This is a genomic window from Sporomusaceae bacterium ACPt, assembly GCA_041428575.1.
In the GTDB taxonomy this organism is placed as follows: domain Bacteria; phylum Bacillota; class Negativicutes; order Sporomusales; family Sporomusaceae; genus Sporomusa_D; species Sporomusa_D carbonis.
Window position 1 is genome coordinate 811,532 of record CP155570.1, and the last position, 20,573, is coordinate 832,104.

Consider the following 20,573-nt stretch of genomic DNA (forward strand, 5'->3'; position numbering starts at 1 on the left):
GGCAATGTCCGGCACTAAGCAGGCTGACGCGGCGATAAAGGGCATCCCCGTAGGGGTATCCAACCGCCACATCCACCTCTCTGATGAGCATACAGAGACTTTGTTTGGCAGCGGTTATACTCTTACCCGGGAAAAAGAACTGAAGCAGGTGGGTGAATTCGCCGCCAAAGAAACAGTTACTCTGGTGGGACCTAAAGGGGTTATCCGGGGAGTCCGGGTTTTAGGCCCGGTACGCAAGTTTACTCAAGTTGAAATATCGCGCACCGATGGATTCAGTCTGGGGGTAATACCTCCCCTACGCGATTCAGGATCGATTAAAGGTTCACCCGGTATTGTTGTTGTTGGGCCGTGCGGCGCGGTTACCCTGAGTGAGGGAGTGATCTGTGCTGCCCGCCACATTCATATGCAAGAAGAGGATGCACGGCAGTTCAATGTTACCGACGGAAGCCGTGTAACCGTTACCGTTGACGGCCCCCGGGGAGGCACTTTTGCCAATGTACTGGTGCGGGTAAACCCGAGCTTCCGGCTGGAATTTCATATTGACACAGATGAGGCCAATGCCGCCGGACTTAAAAACGGCGATATGGTGAAGCTGGGACAAGTGAGGGAGAACTAGCGTGGATAACGAAAAACTTGTGGAGTTAGTTACCACTGAGGTTTTGCGCCAGCTTAAACAACTGAACGGCACGGGACAACTGCAGCCTGGCGGCGCGCGCTACAAAGCACTGGCTATTTTCACGGGTGGAACCATTGGGCTTGACACAGGTCTGGAAGAATTAAGCAGTATCCAAGCGCTCAATACTGAGATTACGGTGGTCCTTTCAGAGGCCGCTGAGAAAATCGTGGGGGTAAACCGGATACAGGAAAAACTGGGTAGTCACATCAATATTGTTACTACCCAGTCCCCCTATCCGGGAAAATTTTTGCGGGAAGCAGATATTGTACTGGTTCCCGTGTTGACCCAAAATACGGCGGCAAAACTTGCCTATACGCTATCTGATACCATGGTGTCTACTTTAATTCTCCAGGCATTAATGTTTGGTAAACCCGTAATAGCAGCTGTGAATGCAGCCGATCCCCAAGATAGCTGGCGGGTGCAAAAAAATATGGCGAAGTCTTCGCCGGCGCTCAGAGAGGCTTTGCAGGCCAATCTTAATAAAATTGAAACATACGGCATTCAGTTAACTCCGGTAGAAAATTTGACCACACAGGCTAAAAAGGTAATGTTCCGGGAAGTCAAACCGCGTCCGGTGCGGGAAATCACATCCAAGAAACAAGTTCTTGACGCAGCGACAGTCAAAAGTGCCGTGCAGAGTGGCGCAAAAACTCTTACTGTCACCAAAGGTACGCTTGTGACTCCTCTGGCGCGTGATATTGCCAGGGAAAATAACGTGGAAATTCTCCATGAAACGCTGTAATGGCGGCAACAGAAGGAGTAGTGTGCCATGAAAGTGTATACGAAAACGGGAGATGAGGGACAAACCAGTCTGCTAAGCAGGCAGCGGGTTTATAAAGATCATATCAGGGTACATGCTTATGGTACTGTGGATGAGGCTAATGCCGCAATGGGCCTGGCGAAATCTCTGACAGATAAAGAATGGGTGTTTGATATCATCCATGGAATTCAAGAAGAACTAATTTCTTTGAATGCAGATTTGGCTACTGAAGATTTACCAGACGGCAACAAGTATCGGATTACTCCCAGTCATGTGGAAAAGTTGGAAAACATCATTGACTCACTGGAACAGCGGCGCATACCGCAGCGGCATTTTGTTACGCCAGGAGGCACGCAGGTAAGCGCAGCGCTTGATTTGGCACGGACTATTGTCCGTCGCGCCGAGCGGTGCGTTGTTAGTCTCAAACGCACACAAGCAGTGTCTCAGCCTGCTGCCCTCTATCTAAACCGTTTGTCCGACCTATTGTTCGTTTTGGCAAGGTGCGTCGAACAGGAAGAGCTGATTACCAAAGTTACGAAACGGGTAATGCAGGTTCTTCAAGGCAGAGAGCAATTTGTTGGGGGGAAAAACGACATGACGATGTTGAGCAAAGCCAAAAAGCTGATTGAGGCTGCGGAAAAAAAAGCCCTTGAAATTGGCGTGCCTATGGTTATTGCGGTAGTTGACGGCGGGGGCAACCTTGTTGCCCATCACCGGATGGATGGCGCCTTGCTGGCAAGCATTTCCATTGCTCTGGATAAGGCGTATACCGCAGTTGCGCTTAAAATGTCTACTGATCAAGCAGCAGCCCTAGCACTCCCGGGTCAACAATTGTACGGGTTAAATACCACCGTTGGCGGACGCATGGTTGTATTCGGCGGCGGCATACCCATCTATGAAAACGGTGTTTTAATCGGGGGAATTGGCGTAAGCGGCGGATCAGTTGATGAAGACATGACGGTAGCCAAGGCCGGTCTGGCCGCCTTATAACAGGTGGCTTAGGAACGGAAGGAGGAACATACGTGACTATTGATCAAAACCTAATTGCAAAAATTACGGCTGAAGTAATGGCCAGGGTACAGGCACAAACGGGCAAAGATTCCGGCGACGGCGGGATTTTTGCCACAATTGATCAAGCTGTGGCCGCGGCGCGTACTGCGCAAAAACAACTCAAAAACTTATCGATAGAGAAGCGGGAAGAACTCATTAAGGCCATGAGAGAGGCCGCCTGCGAAAATGCTGTTTTACTTGCAGAAATGGCTGTAAAAGAGTCCGGGATGGGACGCGTTGCTGATAAAATTCTGAAAAATCAGCTTGCTGCCCGCAAAACTCCCGGTACTGAAGACCTGCGTACCGAGGCATGGAGTGGAGACCGCGGCTTGACATTGATTGAAATGGGTCCCTATGGCGTAATCGGGTCGATTACACCTACGACCAATCCGTCGGAAACAGTGATTTGCAACGGCATTGGCATGATTGCCGCCGGCAATGCTGTTGTATTTAGTCCCCACCCCACCGCCAAGAATACATCACTCACAACAATCAGGATTTTAAATGAAGCCATTGTCAAAGCCGGCGGTCCTGCCAATTTGTTGACAGCAGTAGCTGAGCCGTCTTTAGAAGCAACAAATGCCATGATGAAGCATCCTGGCATCAACATGCTTGTAGCCACCGGCGGCCCGGCAGTAGTAAAAGCTGTCATGTCTTCCGGTAAAAAGGCCATTGGCGCTGGTGCAGGCAATCCTCCTGTTATTGTCGATGAGACGGCAGATATTGAAAAGGCGGCTAAAGATATTGTAGCCGGATGTTCTTTTGACAATAACCTGCCGTGTATTGCGGAGAAAGAAGTCATTGCCGTCGGCTCAATTGCTGACCGGCTGATTGCCCATATGCAAAGAAGCGGTGCGTATTTAATCTCCGGACAGGATATTGACCGGCTTATGAAGGTCATCTTGACCGAGAAAGAAGAGCTTGCCGCGTCCGGTTGTACGGAAAAACCTAAAAAGGAATATTCAATTAATAAGAAGTATGTCGGGAAAGATGCCAAATATATTTTAAGTCAAATTGGTATTGATGTGCCTGACACGGTACGTGCCGTCATTTGTGAAACAGCGGCCGATCATCCGTTTGTCATGGAAGAGCTGATGATGCCGGTATTACCGGTTGTCCAAGTAAAAGACGTTGATGAAGCTATTGAATTAGCCGTCAAAGTCGAGCATGGTAACCGCCATACAGCAATCATGCATTCCAAAAACGTAGACAACTTAACCCGCTTTGCTAAAGCCATTGAGACAACGATATTTGTAAAAAATGCTCCGTCATTTGCTGGAATCGGTGTTGGCGGCGAAGGATTTATTACCTTTACCATTGCGGGACCGACCGGCGAAGGACTTACTTCCGCCCGGAGCTTTACCCGCCAGCGCCGTTGTGTTCTTGTTGATGCACTATCTATCGTCTGAGTAACATGATTGCGCAAAGGAAGTAGGTGGAGTAATGCGGGAAGAAATCATTGCCGCCGTAAAAGCGGCAGGAGTAGTGGGAGCCGGTGGCGCCGGCTTCCCGACTCATGTAAAAATTAACGCCAATGTTGATACTGTAATTGTTAACGGCGCGGAATGTGAACCGCTGCTTAGAGCCCATCAGCTTATTATGGCCAGTGAGAGCGCCAAACTTATTGTCGGACTCAAGACAGTCATGCTGGCCACCGGCGCGCGGCGCGGGTATATTGGCTTGAAACGTAAATATGAAGATGCCGTTAAGCAATTACAGCAGGCATTAACCCAGACGGGTGAGCAGGGAATTGAGCTTTTTTTCCTGCCTGATATTTACCCGGCAGGAGACGAGCAGGTACTTGTGCATGAAGTGACCGGCAGAATTGTACCCGAGGGAGGCATTCCGCCGCACGTAGGAGTGGTTGTCGCTAATGTGGAAACGCTGGTTAATGTGGCAGAAGCGCTGGCTGGACAACCGGTGGTGGATAAGTATGTTACGGTAACCGGCGCTGTCCATAAGCCTGCTACGTTTAAAGTGCCAATTGGTATGCCGGTTCGCGAGCTAATCGAATTGGCTGGCGGGGCATCAGTCGCTCATTATGCCGTTATTGACGGCGGACCAATGATGGGCAAGCTCACCACGACCGACCAGCCCGTTACTAAAACGACTGGTGGAATTATCGTTCTACCGTCAGACCATCAACTAATAATTCAGAAAAGTATGGCATGGTCTGTTGTTGCTAACCGGGCTAAAGCTGTTTGTTGCAATTGCCGGGCTTGTACTGATGTTTGCCCGCGAAATCTCCTAGGTCATAGCCTGGAACCGCACCGTATCATGCAGGCCATTGGCCGAGGACAATACAGTGAAAGCGGTGTTGTTACCAAGGCGTTTCTCTGTTCTGAATGCGGTGCTTGTGATATGTTTGGTTGTACTATGGGTCTTTCCCCCCGGCGTGTCAATGCCGAGCTTAAGCGGCAATTTGGCAAGGCAGGTATTAAAAATCCCCATAACGCCAAACCCCAAAAGTCCCGCGCAAATCGTGAGTATCGCCTGATTCCGACCAAACGCCTGCTTTACCGTTTAGGGCTGGATAAATATGATGTCAAAGCACCGTTAAGTCTGGAATCCGTTACCGCCCACGAGGTAAAAATTCCACTTTCGCAGCATATTGGAGCTCCGGCAAACCCTGTTGTTGAAATTGGCGCAGTGGTTAATAGAGGGGATGTTATTGCCGTCATTCCCGAAGGGGCAGTTGTAAGCGCCAACGTCCATGCCAGCATTTCCGGACAAGTATATGCTGTCGACAGTTCGATCAGTATTCGGACAATGCAGCAAAGCAGGGGGTGAATAAAATGAAACATGCCATAGGATTACTAGAAATTAAAAATATAACAAAAGGCATTTTGGTGGCCGATGCAATGCTAAAGGCGGCTAATGTTGAGTTAATCCTGGCTCAGCCCCTATGCCCGGGAAAATATGTTGTTATGGTGGCCGGTGATGTTGGTGCGGTGCAAAGTGCTGTGCGGAGCGGCAAGTCTATGGGCGGAACAGAGAATGTAGTGGATGAGTTTGTGATCCCTAACATTCATTCCGGTGTATTTCAGGCCTTATCAGGGTGTGCCGAGGTTAAACAAATCAAGTCGCTGGGGATTATTGAAAGCTATTCGGTGGCGTCCGCAATCGTTGCCGCCGATGCGGCGGCCAAAGCCGCTGCCGTAGAACTTTTAGAAGTGCGCCTGGCGCGCGGTATGGGCGGCAAGGCGGTAGTTTCATTAACCGGAGAGGTCAGCGCCGTGACATCGGCGGTGCGTGCCGGCAGCAGTGCAATCCAGGATAGTGGTTTTCTTGTGGATCAACTGGTTATTGCCGCTCCTCACCACAATCTTCACGGATCGTTATTCTAAAAACTCTTGAACAATTTGTTAAAGAATGATCCAGTACGAAAATGAAGAGAGGATGTGTTTTATGGCTACTCCATATTTGGGAGAATTTCTCGGTGTTGCAACTTTGATTTTTTTTTGGTAATGGCGTTGTTGCAAACTCCTTGTTAGGAAAGTCCAAAGCCGAAGGTGCCGGCTGGTTTAACATGATTACCGGCTGGATATTCTTGAGTGCCGGTAGTTGGACCGATGATTGGTGGCGGCATTGCTTTCGTACTTGGAAAATCGGTTGGAATTATATAGTAGTAAAGAATGTGTCGAAGAGGGATTGTCAAGAAAGGCAATCCTTCTTTTTTGTTTACTTGAGAGGTTTATAAAGATAGAGATTTTTTATTTGCTCAAAAAAAATGTTGTCAATATTAGGAATTAATAATATGATAGAATTGTAATATCCTTAATTTGTAAAACGGTATTTTAGGGGTTGTGTGGAATGTCAATCTATTTAGATAATGCTGCCACTTCGTTTCCTAAGCCCCCGGAGGTATTGGAGGCAATAATTAAATATATGACAGATAACGGCTGTAATCCGGGAAGAGGCTCATATCATGGCGCCAGGCAGGCGGCAGAAATGGTGTTGCTTTTGATGAAGCTGAACAACTAATCTTAAAAAGCATTTATTTTGATGAAGACCCGGAAGAGGCGTTAGAATTTGTACTTAAGCACGTTATTCCTAAGGTTAAAAAAGACATGTCTTGTTTGTCAGGCGTGATGGCCGGCCAAAAAGGATAAAGTGTAAGGAGGGTGTTTATGGATAGTTTGTGTGCAAAGTGTGGTATTGCAGAAATCAGGGGCGGATCAAGATGGTGTCTTAAATATCAGGTGGAAGTTTCAGAGGGGAGCCCGGAGGAAAAGAAAGACTGCTATTATTTTATTGAACCACAGTTTGAAGATGATGAGCCTATGACTCCAGAGCAAAATCTAATGTTAAAAGAGTATGAGCTTGAGTCAAGACGGATGCGAGGACCTGTATGATGGTATAAAGATTGACCGAACAAAATTCTAATGGTAAAATATTCTTATTAATATATTATGATTTTATAATAAAATAATATCTTTTAAAAGAGGGAAAGATATTTTATGGTAATTACAATTGAGGCGGCAGCTAAAGAATACATTTTGCGCAAGTCAGATGAACATGCCGTTAGCATCAGGCTTGTGGAACGTCCGGGTGGGGTTTGAAGCGGCGGTAATTGCGGGCAAACACCCCGCGTCCCGTCCGTGCGACTGGGTAAAACCGATAAGTCAGCTTATTATGAGAAAGCCGATATTGATGGCATAATGGTATACTACCATCCGTCATTAGTTGGGATGTTCCAGAAACTTACCATAAAAATTGAGAAATTTTTATTTATCACGACTCTCGTTGCTGTAGGGAAAAAATAATGGTACCGGTCGACGGATTAATATAGCAGCTATATAAATATATTATAATTTTATAACATATTTATATAAAGGTAAGAGGAGGAAAGGTATGAGTAACTGTCTTTGTGGTAGAGGTCAAGACGTGTCGAGAGTGGTCTATGCGTGTGGAGGCTGTGCGGATGTCGGTGACCATAAATGGGGATTTTAGCAGTATGCTAAGGTGGTTAACTGGGAATCGCTAAAAGGCGGTGGAAGCCATGTTGCTTGAATTTGCCGAGTTTTTGACATATGGAGTATTACAAATATCACGGGATACTCGGCTCGGTGACGCTGTAAGTTTCTTTATATATGACACTATTAAGATCAGTATCCGCAGGTGTTGACAAATTGGCGGGAATGGGATAGTGTTAATATTAAGTAATTATCATATTATAAATTTGATGGTGATGAAAATGGCTGAAGATGTAGTATCGAAGATGACTGCCGAAATTTTTAAGTCACTTGCCCATCCGGCCCGCATTAAGATACTTAAGATGTTAGTTACGGACGAACGATGTGTGTGCGAAATCATCCCGGAAGTTGGTATTGAGCAATCTAATTTATCCCAACACTTGGGTATTTTAAAAAAAACAGGGTATTATCGGCTGTCGCAAAGAGGGGACAAAAGTAATATATTTTTTGCTGTATCCAACGATAATCGACGCGCTAAATGTCGTGGAAAAGATATTACTAGACCAAGTAAACTATAGTCAAAGTTTACTTCCACACTTAAGCAACATAAGCTCTCAAATTTCCGATTCAGGAGAAATCTGAATGCTCTGCAACGAGCTACACGGGTCATAATATTTCGGGAGGTATGATGGATGAAAATCCAAGTATTGGGTATGGGTTGTGCAAAATGCCATGACGTAATGGAGGCAACGAAGCAAGCAGTTGCTGAACTGGGTATTGATGCTGAGCTTTGCAAGGTCGAAAGTATCAAGGATATCATGGCCTACGGAGTTATGAAGACGCCAGCGCTGGTAGTTGACGGCGCAGTCAAAATCAGTGGCAGGGTTCCTACTAAGGAAGAGATTAAAGCACTACTTAAAGGATAGCCTGTTCGAAAACTTAACTGATTATATGCAGCTTTATTAAGTAAGAGATACACCTGGCGTTACCGCGTAATCTTGGCGTAAAAGAAACAACACACCTATGTTTCTGAGTTAACCCGCTGTTTGTTAAACAGCGGTTCATTTTTAAGATAATACATAAACATATTCGTAAATATAAATATATTATATGCCAAATATTACGGCGAACGGGAGGGGGGAATGCAAAGCTACAGGCTTCTAGCGGTTTTGGATGAGATTAAAGAATGTGTGAAAGGAAGGTGGGAAAAATAACCGCAGTAAGTAAAAAACTTTTGACGGTAGTGGTGTTACTTTTGTTAAAGTAGACTGATTAAGGAAGATCGCGATAAAGAGACCAGTGAGTTATGTATGGCTTACTGGTCTCTTTAGATACAAAAAATGTCGAAATTGAAGATATTGACAAGAAGTTTGTATAATAAAGCAAAAGTTTGCACGGGTTAATTTTGTTTTGATGACGAATATGAAGAATATTTCAAACATTGAAAATAACAAACAGGAGGTCGAATCAATGAAAAAGACGGTGCCAAACAACGGTCAAGTATTGGACAATCTTGATACAGTGAAATTGCAAGACATAATTGATGTAGAATTTCTGCAAAAGTTTCAGGATAATTTTGCCGAATCTTTGGGAGTGGCAGGCCTTACCGTTGACATTGACGGCAATCCGGTTACTAAACCCAGTAACTTCACTAAATTTTGTATGGAACATACCAGGGGATCAAAACTAGGACTTACCCGATGTATGGAATGTGACCGCAAAGGCGGAGAAGAATCGGCCCGGACCGGAAAGCCGGCTATCTATGATTGCCATGCCGGCTTGGTTGACTTTGGAGCACCCATTATGTTGGAGGGGCGACAAATTGGCTCAATTCTAGGCGGGCAAGTGTTAACTTCAAGTCCGGATGAATCCTATTATCGTAAGGTGGCTCAAGAAATAGGCGTAGACGCTGATGAATATATCAAAGCATTACGTGAAGTCAAACAAATATCCCGACACAGTGTTGAAGCCGCAGCCAATGTTTTGTATTTAGTTGCCAATACATTGTCCAAAACATGGTATCAGCAACATAAACTTAAGCATATGGCCGGATTGATTAATGAAAGTGTTGTCCAAATATCGGCAACAATGGAAGAATTAGCAGCTTCAGCTAGTGATGTGAGTAACAATCAAATTTCTCTAAATAAGGAAATACAAAATGTAAATGTTGTATCAGGAAAAATTAATGAAGTTATGGATTTTATTAAAGAAATAGCAGATGAAACCAGGCTGCTTGGACTTAACGCTGCCATAGAGGCAGCACGGGCGGGCGATGCAGGCCTTGGCTTCGGCGTGGTAGCACAGGAAATTCGAAAACTCTCCGGTGACTCAAAGCAGACAGTAGGAAAAATTAAAGAATTTACTACCATAATTCAAGAATCAGTAAATAAAACAGTTGCTATGGGCCAAGCAACGTCGGTAACTGTGGAGCAGCAAGCAGCGGCAATTCAGGAAGTAACAGCAAGCATCCAAGAAGTGACCAGTATGGCTGAACAGCTCCATAAAATGGCAAATGAAATGTAAGATGTCTCGCGGTTGATTCATTAAACCGACAGGAGGGGACTTAATGGCTCGTATTCAGATTGTTGTATTTACTATTGACGGAAAGGAATTCGGAATAGAGGCAAAATTAGTTAACGGAATTATCAGAGCTATATGAAATCCAATAAAGATTTTTTTCTAGGCGTGTTGTTAGTAACGCTCTACGGCGGGCGCTTGACTTACGCTTATACTAACAACACGCCTGTAAATTTTTATTGGATACTATATAGTAAAGTCAGTATCTAAACGGTGCCAAATTCCTTAAAAGCTATCGAGGGAATGATTAACTGGCGTGGTAAAGTTAGTTATATCTATAAATTTACATAAAAAATTTAAAATAGAAGGTAAGCCGTCAACTGATGATAGTAAAATCATCACGGCTTATGTGAATAATTCGATATTAGGATTTCTCGTTGATGAAGTTACGGATATCATAACTTTTAATTCAGAAGAAATAGAACAGGCACCCTCCTTTATTCAAAGATCACTAAGCCAATCCATAACTGGTATTGGAAAATTGGATGATAGATTAGTAGTTATGCTGGATTTAGAAAAAACATTAAATACAGAAGAAACTGAACTGCTGCGTACAGAAGGTTATTAGGAATGTATTTCCAGTATTTACTTTATTATTGCAAATAACGGCGATTTTGACATAAATGGCAACTTTGAAGACATATTCTTGAATTTATCAACCGAAACCGTCGATTATCTGAATATTATGCGTTTGACAAATGGTTAATGGATATATATAATATCTATTAATAATGGATAATTTATTTATAACTTTGGGGCGTAGCCAAGCTGGTAAGGCACGGGATTCTGACTCCCGCATCCGTAGGTTCAAGTCCTGCCGCCCTAGCCATAATATGACTCACTAGCTCAACTGGCAGAGCAACTGACTCTTAATCAGTAGGTTGTAGGTTCGATTCCTACGTGGGTCACCAGTAAAATCAAGGCTTTCCGGACTTAGCTCCGGAAGGCTTTTTTTATTTTTACAACAACCGTACAACAATGAAAGAGAGAAGACCCGTGAATATCGCCTATTGGAGGTGACATTCACGGGTCTTTTTGCGTAAGCAGAATACCACATGCTATGCATGTGGTTCCAAAAAGCTTATAGCTATACGTCGAAAAAAATAGCCTCCTTTGTTAGAATAAATGCAGGTTTGCCGACCGCATAACTCTGAACAAAGGAGGCGCATCCAATGGATGATACTAAGAGTTTAGCACATAGTAAATGGCGGTGCAAATATCATATCGTGTTTGCACCAAAATATCGGCGACAGGTGATATACGGAAAAATAAAAGCGGATATAGGTGCGATTCTAAGGAAGCTATGTGAGTACAAAGGAGTAGAGATTCTAGAAGCCAACGCTTGCCCCGATCATATCCACATGCTAGTAAGTATACCACCGAAAATCAGTGTGGCGTCTTTTGTGGGGTACTTAAAAGGGAAAAGTTCGTTGATGATATTTGATAAACATGCGAATTTGAAATATAAGTACGGGAACAGGCATTTTTGGTGCAAAGGATATTATGTGGATACGGTAGGACGAAATAAAGAGGCAATAGCAAAATATATCCGAGAGCAATTACAAGAAGATATAATTGCCGACCAATTAAGTTTAAAGGAATTGACAGACCCGTTTACGGGTGAGCCAGTAAAAAAGTCATAAAAAGAGCCCCTTTAGGGGCTGACTGAAAAGGTTATGCGGTTGGCGGACTTTTTCAGTGAGTCTTGAGACTCAGCTAGTACCCTGCCCTTATAGGGCGTAATCAAGCCACCCGTTTTACGGGTGGTCATGACTCTTTTGCCCAAGAGGAAAGTAAAAACACTAGCGATAACGTGAAATGGCGCTATAAACGAAAGTTTGAGCAAGGGAAAGTTGCAATAAATACAGCCCGGTTTTGGGGCTATGACAAAGATGAATACGGCGATTTGGTTATAAACCAGGAGCAGGCAAAACTTGTTGAACGAATTTTTAACGATTATGTCAATGGCAAAGGCAGCGGTGTTATCGCCAAAGAGTTTAACAATGAAGGCATTCCAACTTTAGTTAGTGGAAAGTGGCATGCTGGTACCATCCTTAACATGCTAAAAAATGAAAAATACAAAGGTGATGTTTGGCTTCAGAAAACCTTTACTGTGGACCATCTCACGAAAAAATCGCGTGTTAACCGGGGTGAAGTGGATAGTTACTATATTGAAGGTAATCACCCGCCAATTGTGTCCAAGGAGCTATGGGAAAGAGCTCAGCAGATGATACATTTTCGGGCCGAGGAAAAAGGTAATCTAGGGAATGACCGAGAGAAGTATCAAAGTCGGTATCCTCTTACGGGTATGCTCTTTTGCAGTAAATGCGGAGCCGTACTCAGGCGGCGAACTTGGAACAGCAAGCTTCCCTGTAGAAAAATCGTATGGCAATGTAGTACGTATCTTAAAGAAGGAAAACAGGCCTGCCAAGGAACCACCATTGAAGATAAGGTTCTTGGCGAGATGAATATACAAAGCGAGACAGTGGTTGAGGAGGTACTTAAAGATGGCAAGAAACATTACCGTTATACCAGCAAGGGCAAATAGGACGAGCCTTGCCGAGAACTTGGCTCCAAGCAAAAAAAGAGTAGCGGCATACTGCCGGGTTTCAACGGATAACGTCGAGCAGCTATCAAGCTACGAAGCACAAGTAAATTATTATACTACCTACATAACGGGTCATCCCGATTATGAGCTCGCCGGTATTTACGCCGATGAGGGGATAACCGGCACCAATACCAAAAAGCGTGAACGCTTTAACCAGATGATCGAGGACTGCAAAGCCGGTAAAATAGACATGATTATCACTAAGTCCATTTCACGATTTGCCCGGAATACGCTTGACTGCGTGCGCCCGTAAGGGTTTGTAAGTATCGCCCCAAAGGGGTTTCGGACTGGAGAAATGTCCGAATGGTTGCCCGGCTTACCCGGAGTGGAAACGCATAAGGGGAACACAGCACGCCGGGAAAAGCGTATACCCTGAATAAATTGGCTGACAGGGGGATACGCGAAACCAAGTGTAATATGGCTAAGGCTGAATTGCTTGAACCCAGTTTCTTGTCCATAAAGGCGTTGGGTATACGAAAGCCAGTTGAAACGTATACGAGAAGCCATGTAGGAATTTAGACAGTCGATTCCTACAATCTCCTGGCATTCTCAGGCGCATCAGCGATGCGTTAAAGAAACGAACGGGAGCCTAAGTTACACTAATGTACTTGCAAATCTAAACGGGGATAGCCTAAGTTGGATAACTCCAATATGGCTACGGAGCTTCCGTAGTAGTCTGAGACAGATAATGACTGTTACATGGCGAAGGGAAGCAGGTCGTTTGGTTGATAATTTACGGAGGTATGCGAAATGCAAAAAGCCGAGGTAGTATTATCAATACTAAGGAGCAAGTCGACCGAAAACGAAAACTTTGTTTTCGACAGACTGTACAGAAATCTGTTCAATCAGGATATCTTCCTGCGTGCTTACAACGAAATTTACGCCAAAGAAGGCAATATGACACCGGGAACAGACGGAAAAACAATCGACGGATTCGGATATCAGATGATCGATGAAGTCATAGAGAAACTCAAGAATGAAACCTATTACCCAAACCCGGTAAGGCGAACCTATATCCCAAAAAAGGACGGCAGAATGCGCCCGCTAGGGATTCCTTCCTTCCAAGACAAATTGGTACAGGAGGTACTGAAGCAAATCCTTGAAGCCATATACGAACCGCTATTTATGGATTCCTCGCATGGCTTCAGGGAAAATAAAAGCTGCCACACCGCCTTATACCAAATAAAAGAGAAGTGTAAAGGAGCAAACTGGTTCATAGAAGGGGATATAAAAGGCTTCTTTGATAATATGAATCAGAATATACTCCTGGAGCTTCTGAAAAAGAAAATCCAGGACGGAAGGCTTATCGAGCTTATCAAAAGGTTTCTGGAAGCGGGGTATCTTGAGTTTCAGCAGGTACATGAATCCTTATCGGGAGCACCCCAAGGCGGTATCATCAGCCCGATATTATCCAACATATACCTGAATGAACTGGACAGGTTTATGCATAGACTTCAAATGGAGCATAACTTAAAACCTGAAAAAGCCAAAAATCCAGAGTATCACAGGATAAGAACGCTGAGAGACTACCATAAAAAGAAAGGGAACTTCGAAAGGGCGACAGAACTGGCAAAACAACTGAGAACGTTGCCGGTAATGAATCCCTTCGATAAGGATTTCAGAAGAGTAATATATGTTAGATACTGCGATGACTTCATAGTAGGTATCCATGGAAGTAAAAGTTTTGCAGAGGAAATCAGAGACAAAATCAAAGAGTTCCTTTCTGAAAATTTGAAGCTTGAACTCAACATGGACAAGACACTGACAACACATACCGTCAAGGAAAGAGCCAAGTTCCTGGGTTATGAAATTAACAAGGCAATTAACCACGATAAAATGGTTGTAAACTCAAAAGGGCATAAAGCCAGAGCAGTCAACGGAAAAATTCAACTGCTCGTACCCGGAGACGTAATAAGCAAGAAAGTGGTGCCGTTTAAACAGTACGGTAAACCCATGCACCGAAATGACAGGGTGAACCTTAGTGTTAAAGACATAATTAACAAATATAACGAGGAAATCCGGGGACTTTACAACTATTATTGCCTTGCAACAGACGTAAGCACGAAGCTGGCAAAATTCAAGTTCTACCATTATTACAGCATGGTCAAAACCATAGCCAAGAAGGAAAAAACATCGGTTCGTGCGGTAGTAGCAAAATACGGAATCGATGTACCACGAAAAGAAGGGAATGGAACGGTCCGGCTAATCGGGGTAAGGTACAATACTAAAGGAAAAGAAAAGGTATTAACCTACTTCAATGAATCTCTACGAAGAGTACACAAGCCAAAAACAAAGGTGAATGAAGTTGTATCAGGAAAGTGGCACGAAATTGTAAACAGGCTAAACGCTAAAACCTGTGAACTTTGCGGGCATAAAAGCGACAGAAGCAAAGACTTCATTGTTCACCACGTAAGAAAGCTGAAAGATGTACTCGAAAGGTATAAAAAGCCGGGATACATTCCTCCAATGTGGGTTTTGGTTATGGAAGGAATCAGAAGCAAAACACTGGTAGTATGTGAAGAATGCCATAGAGAAATCCATAAAACAGAAACGAACCCTTAGAAACGACTGGCGAGCCGGATACATCGAAAGGTGTAAGTCCGGTTCTGAGGGAGGGCTGTATAGACCTGCCAAAAGCAAGGCGATACAGTTCTACCCTACCTGAATTTTGTAAGGCTGCTGAAAGAGCGTGGCATTGGGGTAATATTCGAGAAGGAAAATATTAATACGCTCGATAGTAAAGGGGAGGTCTTACTCTCGATTCTCAGCTCGTTAGCGCAGGACGAGTCGAGGTCAATTTCAGAAAACTCTACATGGGGCATCCGGCGGCGGTTTGAGCAAGGTAAGCTGCATGTCAATCACACTAAGTTTTTAGGTTATGATAAAGACGATGACGGTAATCTCATTATTAATGAGAAGCAAGCGAAAACGGTGAGAAGGATATACCGCGAGTATTTGGATGGAAAAAGTGCTAACCAACTTGCAAGAGACCTGACAAAAGACCAAGTTCCTAAATGGGATGGTACTTTTAAGTGGTATGAAAGCACGGTCAGAAAGATATTGAGTAATGAGAAATACAAAGGCGATGCACTGTTGCAAAAAACTTATACAGTGGACTTCCTGACGAAAAAGCGGGTAGAAAACACAGGACAAATTCCCCAGTATTATGTGGAAGATAGCCATCCAGCCATTATTGATAAAGAGATGTGGGAAGCGGTGCAGCTCGAAATGGAGCGTAGGAGAAACTACGCCAAGGAGCATGGCCTTCAGAAATTGGAATATGCAACAAGCGATAACCCCTTTGCCGGAAAAGTGATTTGCGGCTCTTGCGGTAAGGTCTTTGGTAGAAAGGTATGGAATTCTACTGATGAAAGGCTTCGCCGGATTATCTGGCGCTGCAATGGCAAGTATCCTACAAAGGGGGAAAAGGGTTGCGAAAGTAGGCATATTGACGATGGGATTTTGTACCAGGTTTTTGTAAACACCTTTAACACATTGCTGGAAAACAAGAATTACTTTATGGCAAAGTGGAAGGAAAGGTTAAGAAGTGATAATACTCTCCACCGCTACAAGGCGAAGCAGTTTATGAAAATAATATCGGAGACTGGGCCGGTATTAGAGTTTGAGATTGATTTTTACAATGCATTGGTTGAAAAGATAACAGTGGTTGATGGAAAGGAGATTATAGTCACGTTACTCGATGGGACAGAGTTGGAATGTGAAATCGAATAATGATGGTAAGCGATTGTTAAGGTTACTGCTGGCCGTTTTCATCTGTTTTTAACGAACGATTATCCATATGATTTAAAAATAGCAATGTTGAATTTAGGCGCTATGACCCCTGTCGGTATATCCCTGACTTTTATTTGTTATATCTCATCTTTGACAGTGCCCCAGTAATATCAAGGGTTTGTGGGCACAAGTTTGCACTACACGTGTTTTAGCCCCGCCAAATTAGCGGGGCTTGGAAGGAATCTATTAAACTGTCGTCGTGGTAACTAGTCAATATACATGGCTTTTGAGGGTAGTGGAATCCCGATGGCCGCAAGCGCCGAGGCTGTATTTTAAACCGTGTAAATGGGAATAATCTCCAATATAAAGAATAAAAGGAGATGGACCCATGACACAGTTAAACGAAAAAGAAATACAGCTTGTAGCACTGCTCAGTGAGGAGTGCACCACTCCCGCCGAACTAACGGCGAAGCTCAAGAATCTGTTTGCCGGTGCGCTGGAAAAGATGCTAGAAGCCGAAATGGATGAACACCTCGGCTATGAGAAGAACAGTGTTTTAGGCAATAACAGCGGCAACAGCCGTAACGGTTACGGCAAAAAAACAATAAAAAGCGAGTGGGGCGAAAGTGAAATCAGCGTCCCCCGCGACCGAAACGGCACCTTTGAGCCGCGAATTATCGAAAAACGGCAGACACGCACCGACGATATTGAAGCCAGGATTCTGGCGATGTACGCTAAAGGCATGTCCAATCGCGACATTGAAGATCATCTGCGCGACATCTACGGCGTAGAAGCCTCCGCCAGCCTAATCAGCCGCATCACGGACAAGATTATGCCAGCCGTTATGGAATGGCAGAGCCGCCCGCTTGACCCGGTGTATCCCATTGTGTTTCTAGACGGAATTGTGTTCAAAGTCCGCAAGGACAGCCGGGTTGTAAACAAATGCCTATACTCGGTTTTAGGTATCAATCTGGACGGCCGCAAGGAAATCCTCGGCATGTGGCTGTCGGAAAACGAGAGCGCCAGTTTTTGGACGACGATCTGCAACGAGTTGAAAAATCGGGGTGTGGAAGATATTTTGATTGCCTGCCGTGACAACCTTTCCGGCTTTTCCACCGCCATTGAGACGGTGTTCCCCAAAACCGAGCAGCAACTGTGCGTGATTCATCAAATCCGCAACTCCACAAAGTATGTACCCTACAAGGATATCAAGCCGGTTATGGCGGATTTGAAATTAGTCTATGCAGCGCCGACACAAGACGACGCGGAGTATCGTCTGGAGGAATTTCGTGAGAAATGGGGCAAGAAATACCCACAGATTGTAAAGTCCTGGGAGGCGAACTGGACGGAGCTGTCCACCTATTTCAAGTACCCGCAGGAGGTCCGGACACTGATTTACACCACCAACGCAGTGGAAGGTTTTCATCGGATGCTGCGCAAATATACCAAGACAAAGACGGTTTATCCCACCGACGACGCGGTCAAAAAATCGGTGTTCCTGTCGATACAAGAAATTTCCAAAAAGTGGAGTATGCCGATTCGCGATTGGGGAATTATAATAGGGCAGTTGATGATCTTCTTCGAGGACAGACTGCAAGCGCGGAAGGTCTCATAAACCCTATCGGGGCTCTGCCCCGAACCCCGAGGTTTATCGCTTTGGGTTTTCCGAGGCAAAGATAAGGAAAAGCGACACTCTCACATGAGCATCGCCGCCTCGCTAAACCTCATATGCCGCTCGGGTCGCACCTCTGCGTCGCCCTATCCTGCGCATGAGTAAAAGCAATATTAGTGTCCCCAAAATCTTGGATGTTTATTCCATTTACACAGTTAATGATACACTCCCCAAGCGCCTGCTGCGCAATCGGTTTTGGCCGGGGTACGCTGAGAAATTTCTTGCCCAGAAATTCCGCCTTCAGCACGTTCCAACGCGCAAGGTCCTTTAAAATTTGCTCGCCCGTATACCATCGGTCATCCAATTCGGCTTGCATAGTCATCCGTTCTTTCTCTTCGGTAATCCGCGAGATCCGTTGCGCTTCCTGCTCCAGTGTCCGGCGGTACAACACCTGAATTTCCTGTTCGAATAGGTATGCCAATACGCATACAAAAATATGGCCGCGCACTCGTTTTTCATTCCAATGGTACAAAGGGCCAACATCCAGAAAGTTCTTGATCTCCCGAAAAGCCCTCTCCACGTTCATCAGAGTTTTGTAGGAAAGTACAACATCCTGTGCAGGCAAGGCCGTATTGGTTTTGATCACAAATTTTCCGTCGCGTAACTTCTCTTTTGCTAATGCGGCTTGATCATGCTTGAAAGTCAGGTTCTGTCCGTCGAAGTCAACTTCAAAGAATGCCTGTACACCTTTTTTCGTTAAAATTTCACCGACTTTAACCATAAGATTCTTCGAGTTTGGCTTTCTTCCACGTTGCGGTGTTGCTAAGCGTTTTTGCATATAAGCCAGCGCCTGTTCCGCTTCTTCGATGGCCGAAGCCCGGAAAGCTTCATCTTGAATAGCCTTTACGGGATTGTAACACAAAATATAGCGTGAATCCGTATCTCTTGCGTCGTCCTCAACCTGGGCGGATGACGCCTCCAGATAATAGAGATTGTCCTTGATCTTGGCGTAGCCATCAATGTTTGCATATGTTTCTAACAAAGCGTCGCTGACTATCCGGCCACGTTTGTGGTAGCCAACTATATAGGGGTATCCGGCCTCTGCCAGCAGTGCTAAATTCTCATCAGTGACCATCCCGCGGTCGCCCACAAAGACGCACTGTTCAACCGCAAACTCTTGTTTTAACCGCTTTAGAATGTCCTTGACAGTCTGTTTATCCGGGGTTTTGCCAGCAAATACTTCGTGGGTAATCGGAATACCGTCAGGAGTTACCAGCAAGCCTAGTTCAACCTGCTTTAAATCCGGGCGATGCGTGCGGGAGTATCCGTACTCCGCGATTGGGCAGTGATGCCCTGTCAAATGTGTGCTGGTCATATCATAAAGCACTAAAGATAAACGGAAATTAAGCAAATGTGTAAGCTGGCTGTATAAATGACGCTCCAGTTCCGGTTTAATGTCCATGAGATAATCCAGAGCGCGGTAGAAATGTTGTAGCTGCCACTCGTGGGGTGCGTCCGGCAAATACATGTCCTCGATAGTTTTGAACAATTGAAACTTGCTGGAGGGATCGACCAGGCGATTAATCACCATCGCCTGCACGTAACCGGCTACGTCGAATGTAACGCCGCGATCCTTAAGGGCGTTAGAGATAGCCCCAGTCAAGCCCAATTGATCCCACAAAAATTGAACCACGTAAGGAACCCCAAACTGGAGGCAGTTACCGGGTTCCAAATCCTCAATAGAACCAGTAACACGGTTTTGTAGGAGCGACTCAAGCTTATAAATAAGCTGTTCTATTTCCTTATCAGAATACGCGTCAATGTTGCCAAGGCTTGCAATACGACGCTTTTTAACGGACTTACCTTCCCGGTATGACTCAACAATATGAAGATATCTGTAGGTTTTACCATCCGACTTTTTTGTGGATACAATTTGAGCAAACAAGAGACTCACCGCCCCAACATTTATCACCTACAATTATATCACGAAATTTCCGGAAGATAAAGATATCTATGGCGAAAATTCCAAAATAGTTTGACCTACACTTTTTGAGAAATTTCTGCAATAGCAAAGCCCGAAACCCGCGAAAATAGCGGATTCCGGGCTCGGGAAACATGAAAAAACGATCGTTAACTGTCAAAGATGAGTTATATGCAGGATATTTAATCAATCCCTTTAAATTTAATTTAAAATTATAATCTGCAAAAGTGAGGAGTCTTGTCTTGCAACATAAGTCCATAGAATCATATGGATCATAAAACTCATGTAGGTAAAGCGATGAACGTGGGTGCATTCCCATGATGTTGCTAGCATTTTAGATAATCGTAGATTAGTACAAGCTTCATGTATTATTGGTCAAGAAATTCAATATACAAGTACAGACAACCCATTTCAAGCAGGAGTTTTGTTGTTTGTTTTAGCAATTGATGGTAAATATAGAGGTAAATGGATACTCTGCGGAGAAATATATTTTAATAAAATTAATGAAAATCACATAACAATCTTATAGTTTGAAGAAAATGAAAAGTACTTAAAATTACAGAGATTTTTTAAGAAAGTCAGTAAAATTCTTCGGGTTAGCAGCCTACGTTGTATGTAGTTTCTTTATGCATTATTAGTTATATTCTCTGGTGTTTTCATA

At 44.4% G+C, this 20,573-nt stretch carries 19 protein-coding genes, 2 tRNA genes and 2 pseudogenes; 22 read left to right on the forward strand and 1 reads right to left on the reverse strand.

All coding sequences use genetic code 11. The annotated features are described in order from the left end of the window. The first annotated feature begins 4 nt into the window (after positions 1-4). From pduL to SCACP_RS04075, 22 genes and pseudogenes are all read left to right on the forward strand, one after another. On the forward strand, positions 5-616 hold the full coding sequence (gene pduL, locus SCACP_RS03970; RefSeq protein ID WP_425061316.1) for a phosphate propanoyltransferase: 612 nt from the start codon (positions 5-7) through the stop codon (positions 614-616). A gap of 1 nt (position 617) precedes the next feature. Next, on the forward strand, positions 618-1,418 hold the full coding sequence (locus tag SCACP_RS03975; protein ID WP_425060125.1) for a flavoprotein: 801 nt from the start codon (positions 618-620) through the stop codon (positions 1,416-1,418). Between the two features lie 27 nt (positions 1,419-1,445). Beyond that, positions 1,446-2,426: a cob(I)yrinic acid a,c-diamide adenosyltransferase gene (locus SCACP_RS03980; protein ID WP_425060126.1), complete on the forward strand. Its 981-nt coding sequence runs from the start codon at positions 1,446-1,448 to the stop codon at positions 2,424-2,426. A 32-nt stretch (positions 2,427-2,458) separates the two neighbouring features. Further along, positions 2,459-3,895: an aldehyde dehydrogenase family protein gene (locus SCACP_RS03985; RefSeq protein WP_425060127.1), complete on the forward strand. Its 1,437-nt coding sequence runs from the start codon at positions 2,459-2,461 to the stop codon at positions 3,893-3,895. A gap of 34 nt (positions 3,896-3,929) precedes the next feature. Beyond that, complete coding sequence (locus tag SCACP_RS03990) at positions 3,930-5,276, forward strand: SLBB domain-containing protein (RefSeq protein ID WP_425060128.1); 1,347 nt, start codon at positions 3,930-3,932, stop codon at positions 5,274-5,276. Positions 5,277-5,281: 5 nt separating this feature from the next. After that, positions 5,282-5,833, forward strand: coding sequence for a BMC domain-containing protein (locus SCACP_RS03995; protein WP_425060129.1), 552 nt, complete (start codon positions 5,282-5,284; stop codon positions 5,831-5,833). A 466-nt stretch (positions 5,834-6,299) separates the two neighbouring features. Beyond that, on the forward strand, positions 6,300-6,470 hold the full coding sequence (locus SCACP_RS04000; protein WP_425060130.1) for an aminotransferase class V-fold PLP-dependent enzyme: 171 nt from the start codon (positions 6,300-6,302) through the stop codon (positions 6,468-6,470). Between the two features lie 146 nt (positions 6,471-6,616). Further along, positions 6,617-6,841 (forward strand): hypothetical protein, encoded by a 225-nt coding sequence (locus SCACP_RS04005; protein WP_425060131.1) that lies wholly within the window; start codon positions 6,617-6,619, stop codon positions 6,839-6,841. Positions 6,842-6,998: 157 nt separating this feature from the next. Further along, entirely contained in the window at positions 6,999-7,148 is a 150-nt protein-coding gene (locus tag SCACP_RS04010; protein WP_425060132.1) for a hypothetical protein, read from the forward strand. A 535-nt stretch (positions 7,149-7,683) separates the two neighbouring features. Next, on the forward strand, positions 7,684-7,980 hold the full coding sequence (locus SCACP_RS04015; protein WP_425060133.1) for an ArsR/SmtB family transcription factor: 297 nt from the start codon (positions 7,684-7,686) through the stop codon (positions 7,978-7,980). Positions 7,981-8,094: 114 nt separating this feature from the next. Continuing rightward, a complete protein-coding gene (locus SCACP_RS04020) occupies positions 8,095-8,328 on the forward strand; it encodes a thioredoxin family protein (RefSeq protein WP_425060134.1) in 234 nt (77 codons plus the stop codon). Positions 8,329-8,872: 544 nt separating this feature from the next. After that, complete coding sequence (locus SCACP_RS04025; RefSeq protein WP_425060135.1) at positions 8,873-9,925, forward strand: PocR ligand-binding domain-containing protein; 1,053 nt, start codon at positions 8,873-8,875, stop codon at positions 9,923-9,925. A 310-nt stretch (positions 9,926-10,235) separates the two neighbouring features. Beyond that, the gene (locus SCACP_RS04030) at positions 10,236-10,547 is read left to right on the forward strand and encodes a chemotaxis protein CheW (RefSeq protein ID WP_425060136.1); all 312 of its coding nucleotides are present in this window, start codon (positions 10,236-10,238) and stop codon (positions 10,545-10,547) included. 185 nt (positions 10,548-10,732) lie between these two features. Continuing rightward, positions 10,733-10,808 (forward strand) — tRNA-Gln (locus tag SCACP_RS04035). 6 nt (positions 10,809-10,814) lie between these two features. Further along, a tRNA-Lys gene (locus tag SCACP_RS04040) sits at positions 10,815-10,890 on the forward strand. 261 nt (positions 10,891-11,151) lie between these two features. Further along, positions 11,152-11,622 carry an IS200/IS605 family transposase gene (gene tnpA, locus SCACP_RS04045; RefSeq protein ID WP_425060137.1) on the forward strand — a complete coding sequence of 157 codons (471 nt, stop codon included), beginning with the start codon at positions 11,152-11,154 and terminating at the stop codon, positions 11,620-11,622. 170 nt (positions 11,623-11,792) lie between these two features. After that, a complete protein-coding gene (locus SCACP_RS04050) occupies positions 11,793-12,527 on the forward strand; it encodes a recombinase family protein (RefSeq protein ID WP_425060138.1) in 735 nt (244 codons plus the stop codon). Then, a pseudogene (locus SCACP_RS04055) lies at positions 12,487-12,834 on the forward strand (recombinase family protein); the annotation flags it as partial. The gene SCACP_RS04050 and the pseudogene SCACP_RS04055, both read left to right, overlap by 41 nt. A 503-nt stretch (positions 12,835-13,337) precedes the next feature. Further along, a complete protein-coding gene (locus SCACP_RS04060) occupies positions 13,338-15,149 on the forward strand; it encodes a reverse transcriptase domain-containing protein (protein ID WP_425057966.1) in 1,812 nt (603 codons plus the stop codon). Positions 15,150-15,248: 99 nt separating this feature from the next. Continuing rightward, positions 15,249-15,422: pseudogene (locus tag SCACP_RS04065) on the forward strand (recombinase family protein); the annotation flags it as partial. A 72-nt stretch (positions 15,423-15,494) separates the two neighbouring features. Beyond that, complete coding sequence (locus SCACP_RS04070) at positions 15,495-16,319, forward strand: recombinase family protein (protein ID WP_425061317.1); 825 nt, start codon at positions 15,495-15,497, stop codon at positions 16,317-16,319. A 388-nt stretch (positions 16,320-16,707) separates the two neighbouring features. Beyond that, positions 16,708-17,934, forward strand: a complete 1,227-nt coding sequence (locus tag SCACP_RS04075) for an IS256 family transposase (protein WP_425057712.1) — start codon at positions 16,708-16,710, stop codon at positions 17,932-17,934. 109 nt (positions 17,935-18,043) lie between these two features. Here the strand turns inward: SCACP_RS04075 and SCACP_RS04080 are convergent, their stop codons facing one another. Further along, complete coding sequence (locus SCACP_RS04080) at positions 18,044-19,876, reverse strand: IS1634 family transposase (protein ID WP_425060139.1); 1,833 nt, start codon at positions 19,874-19,876, stop codon at positions 18,044-18,046. Positions 19,877-20,573 lie beyond the last annotated feature (697 nt).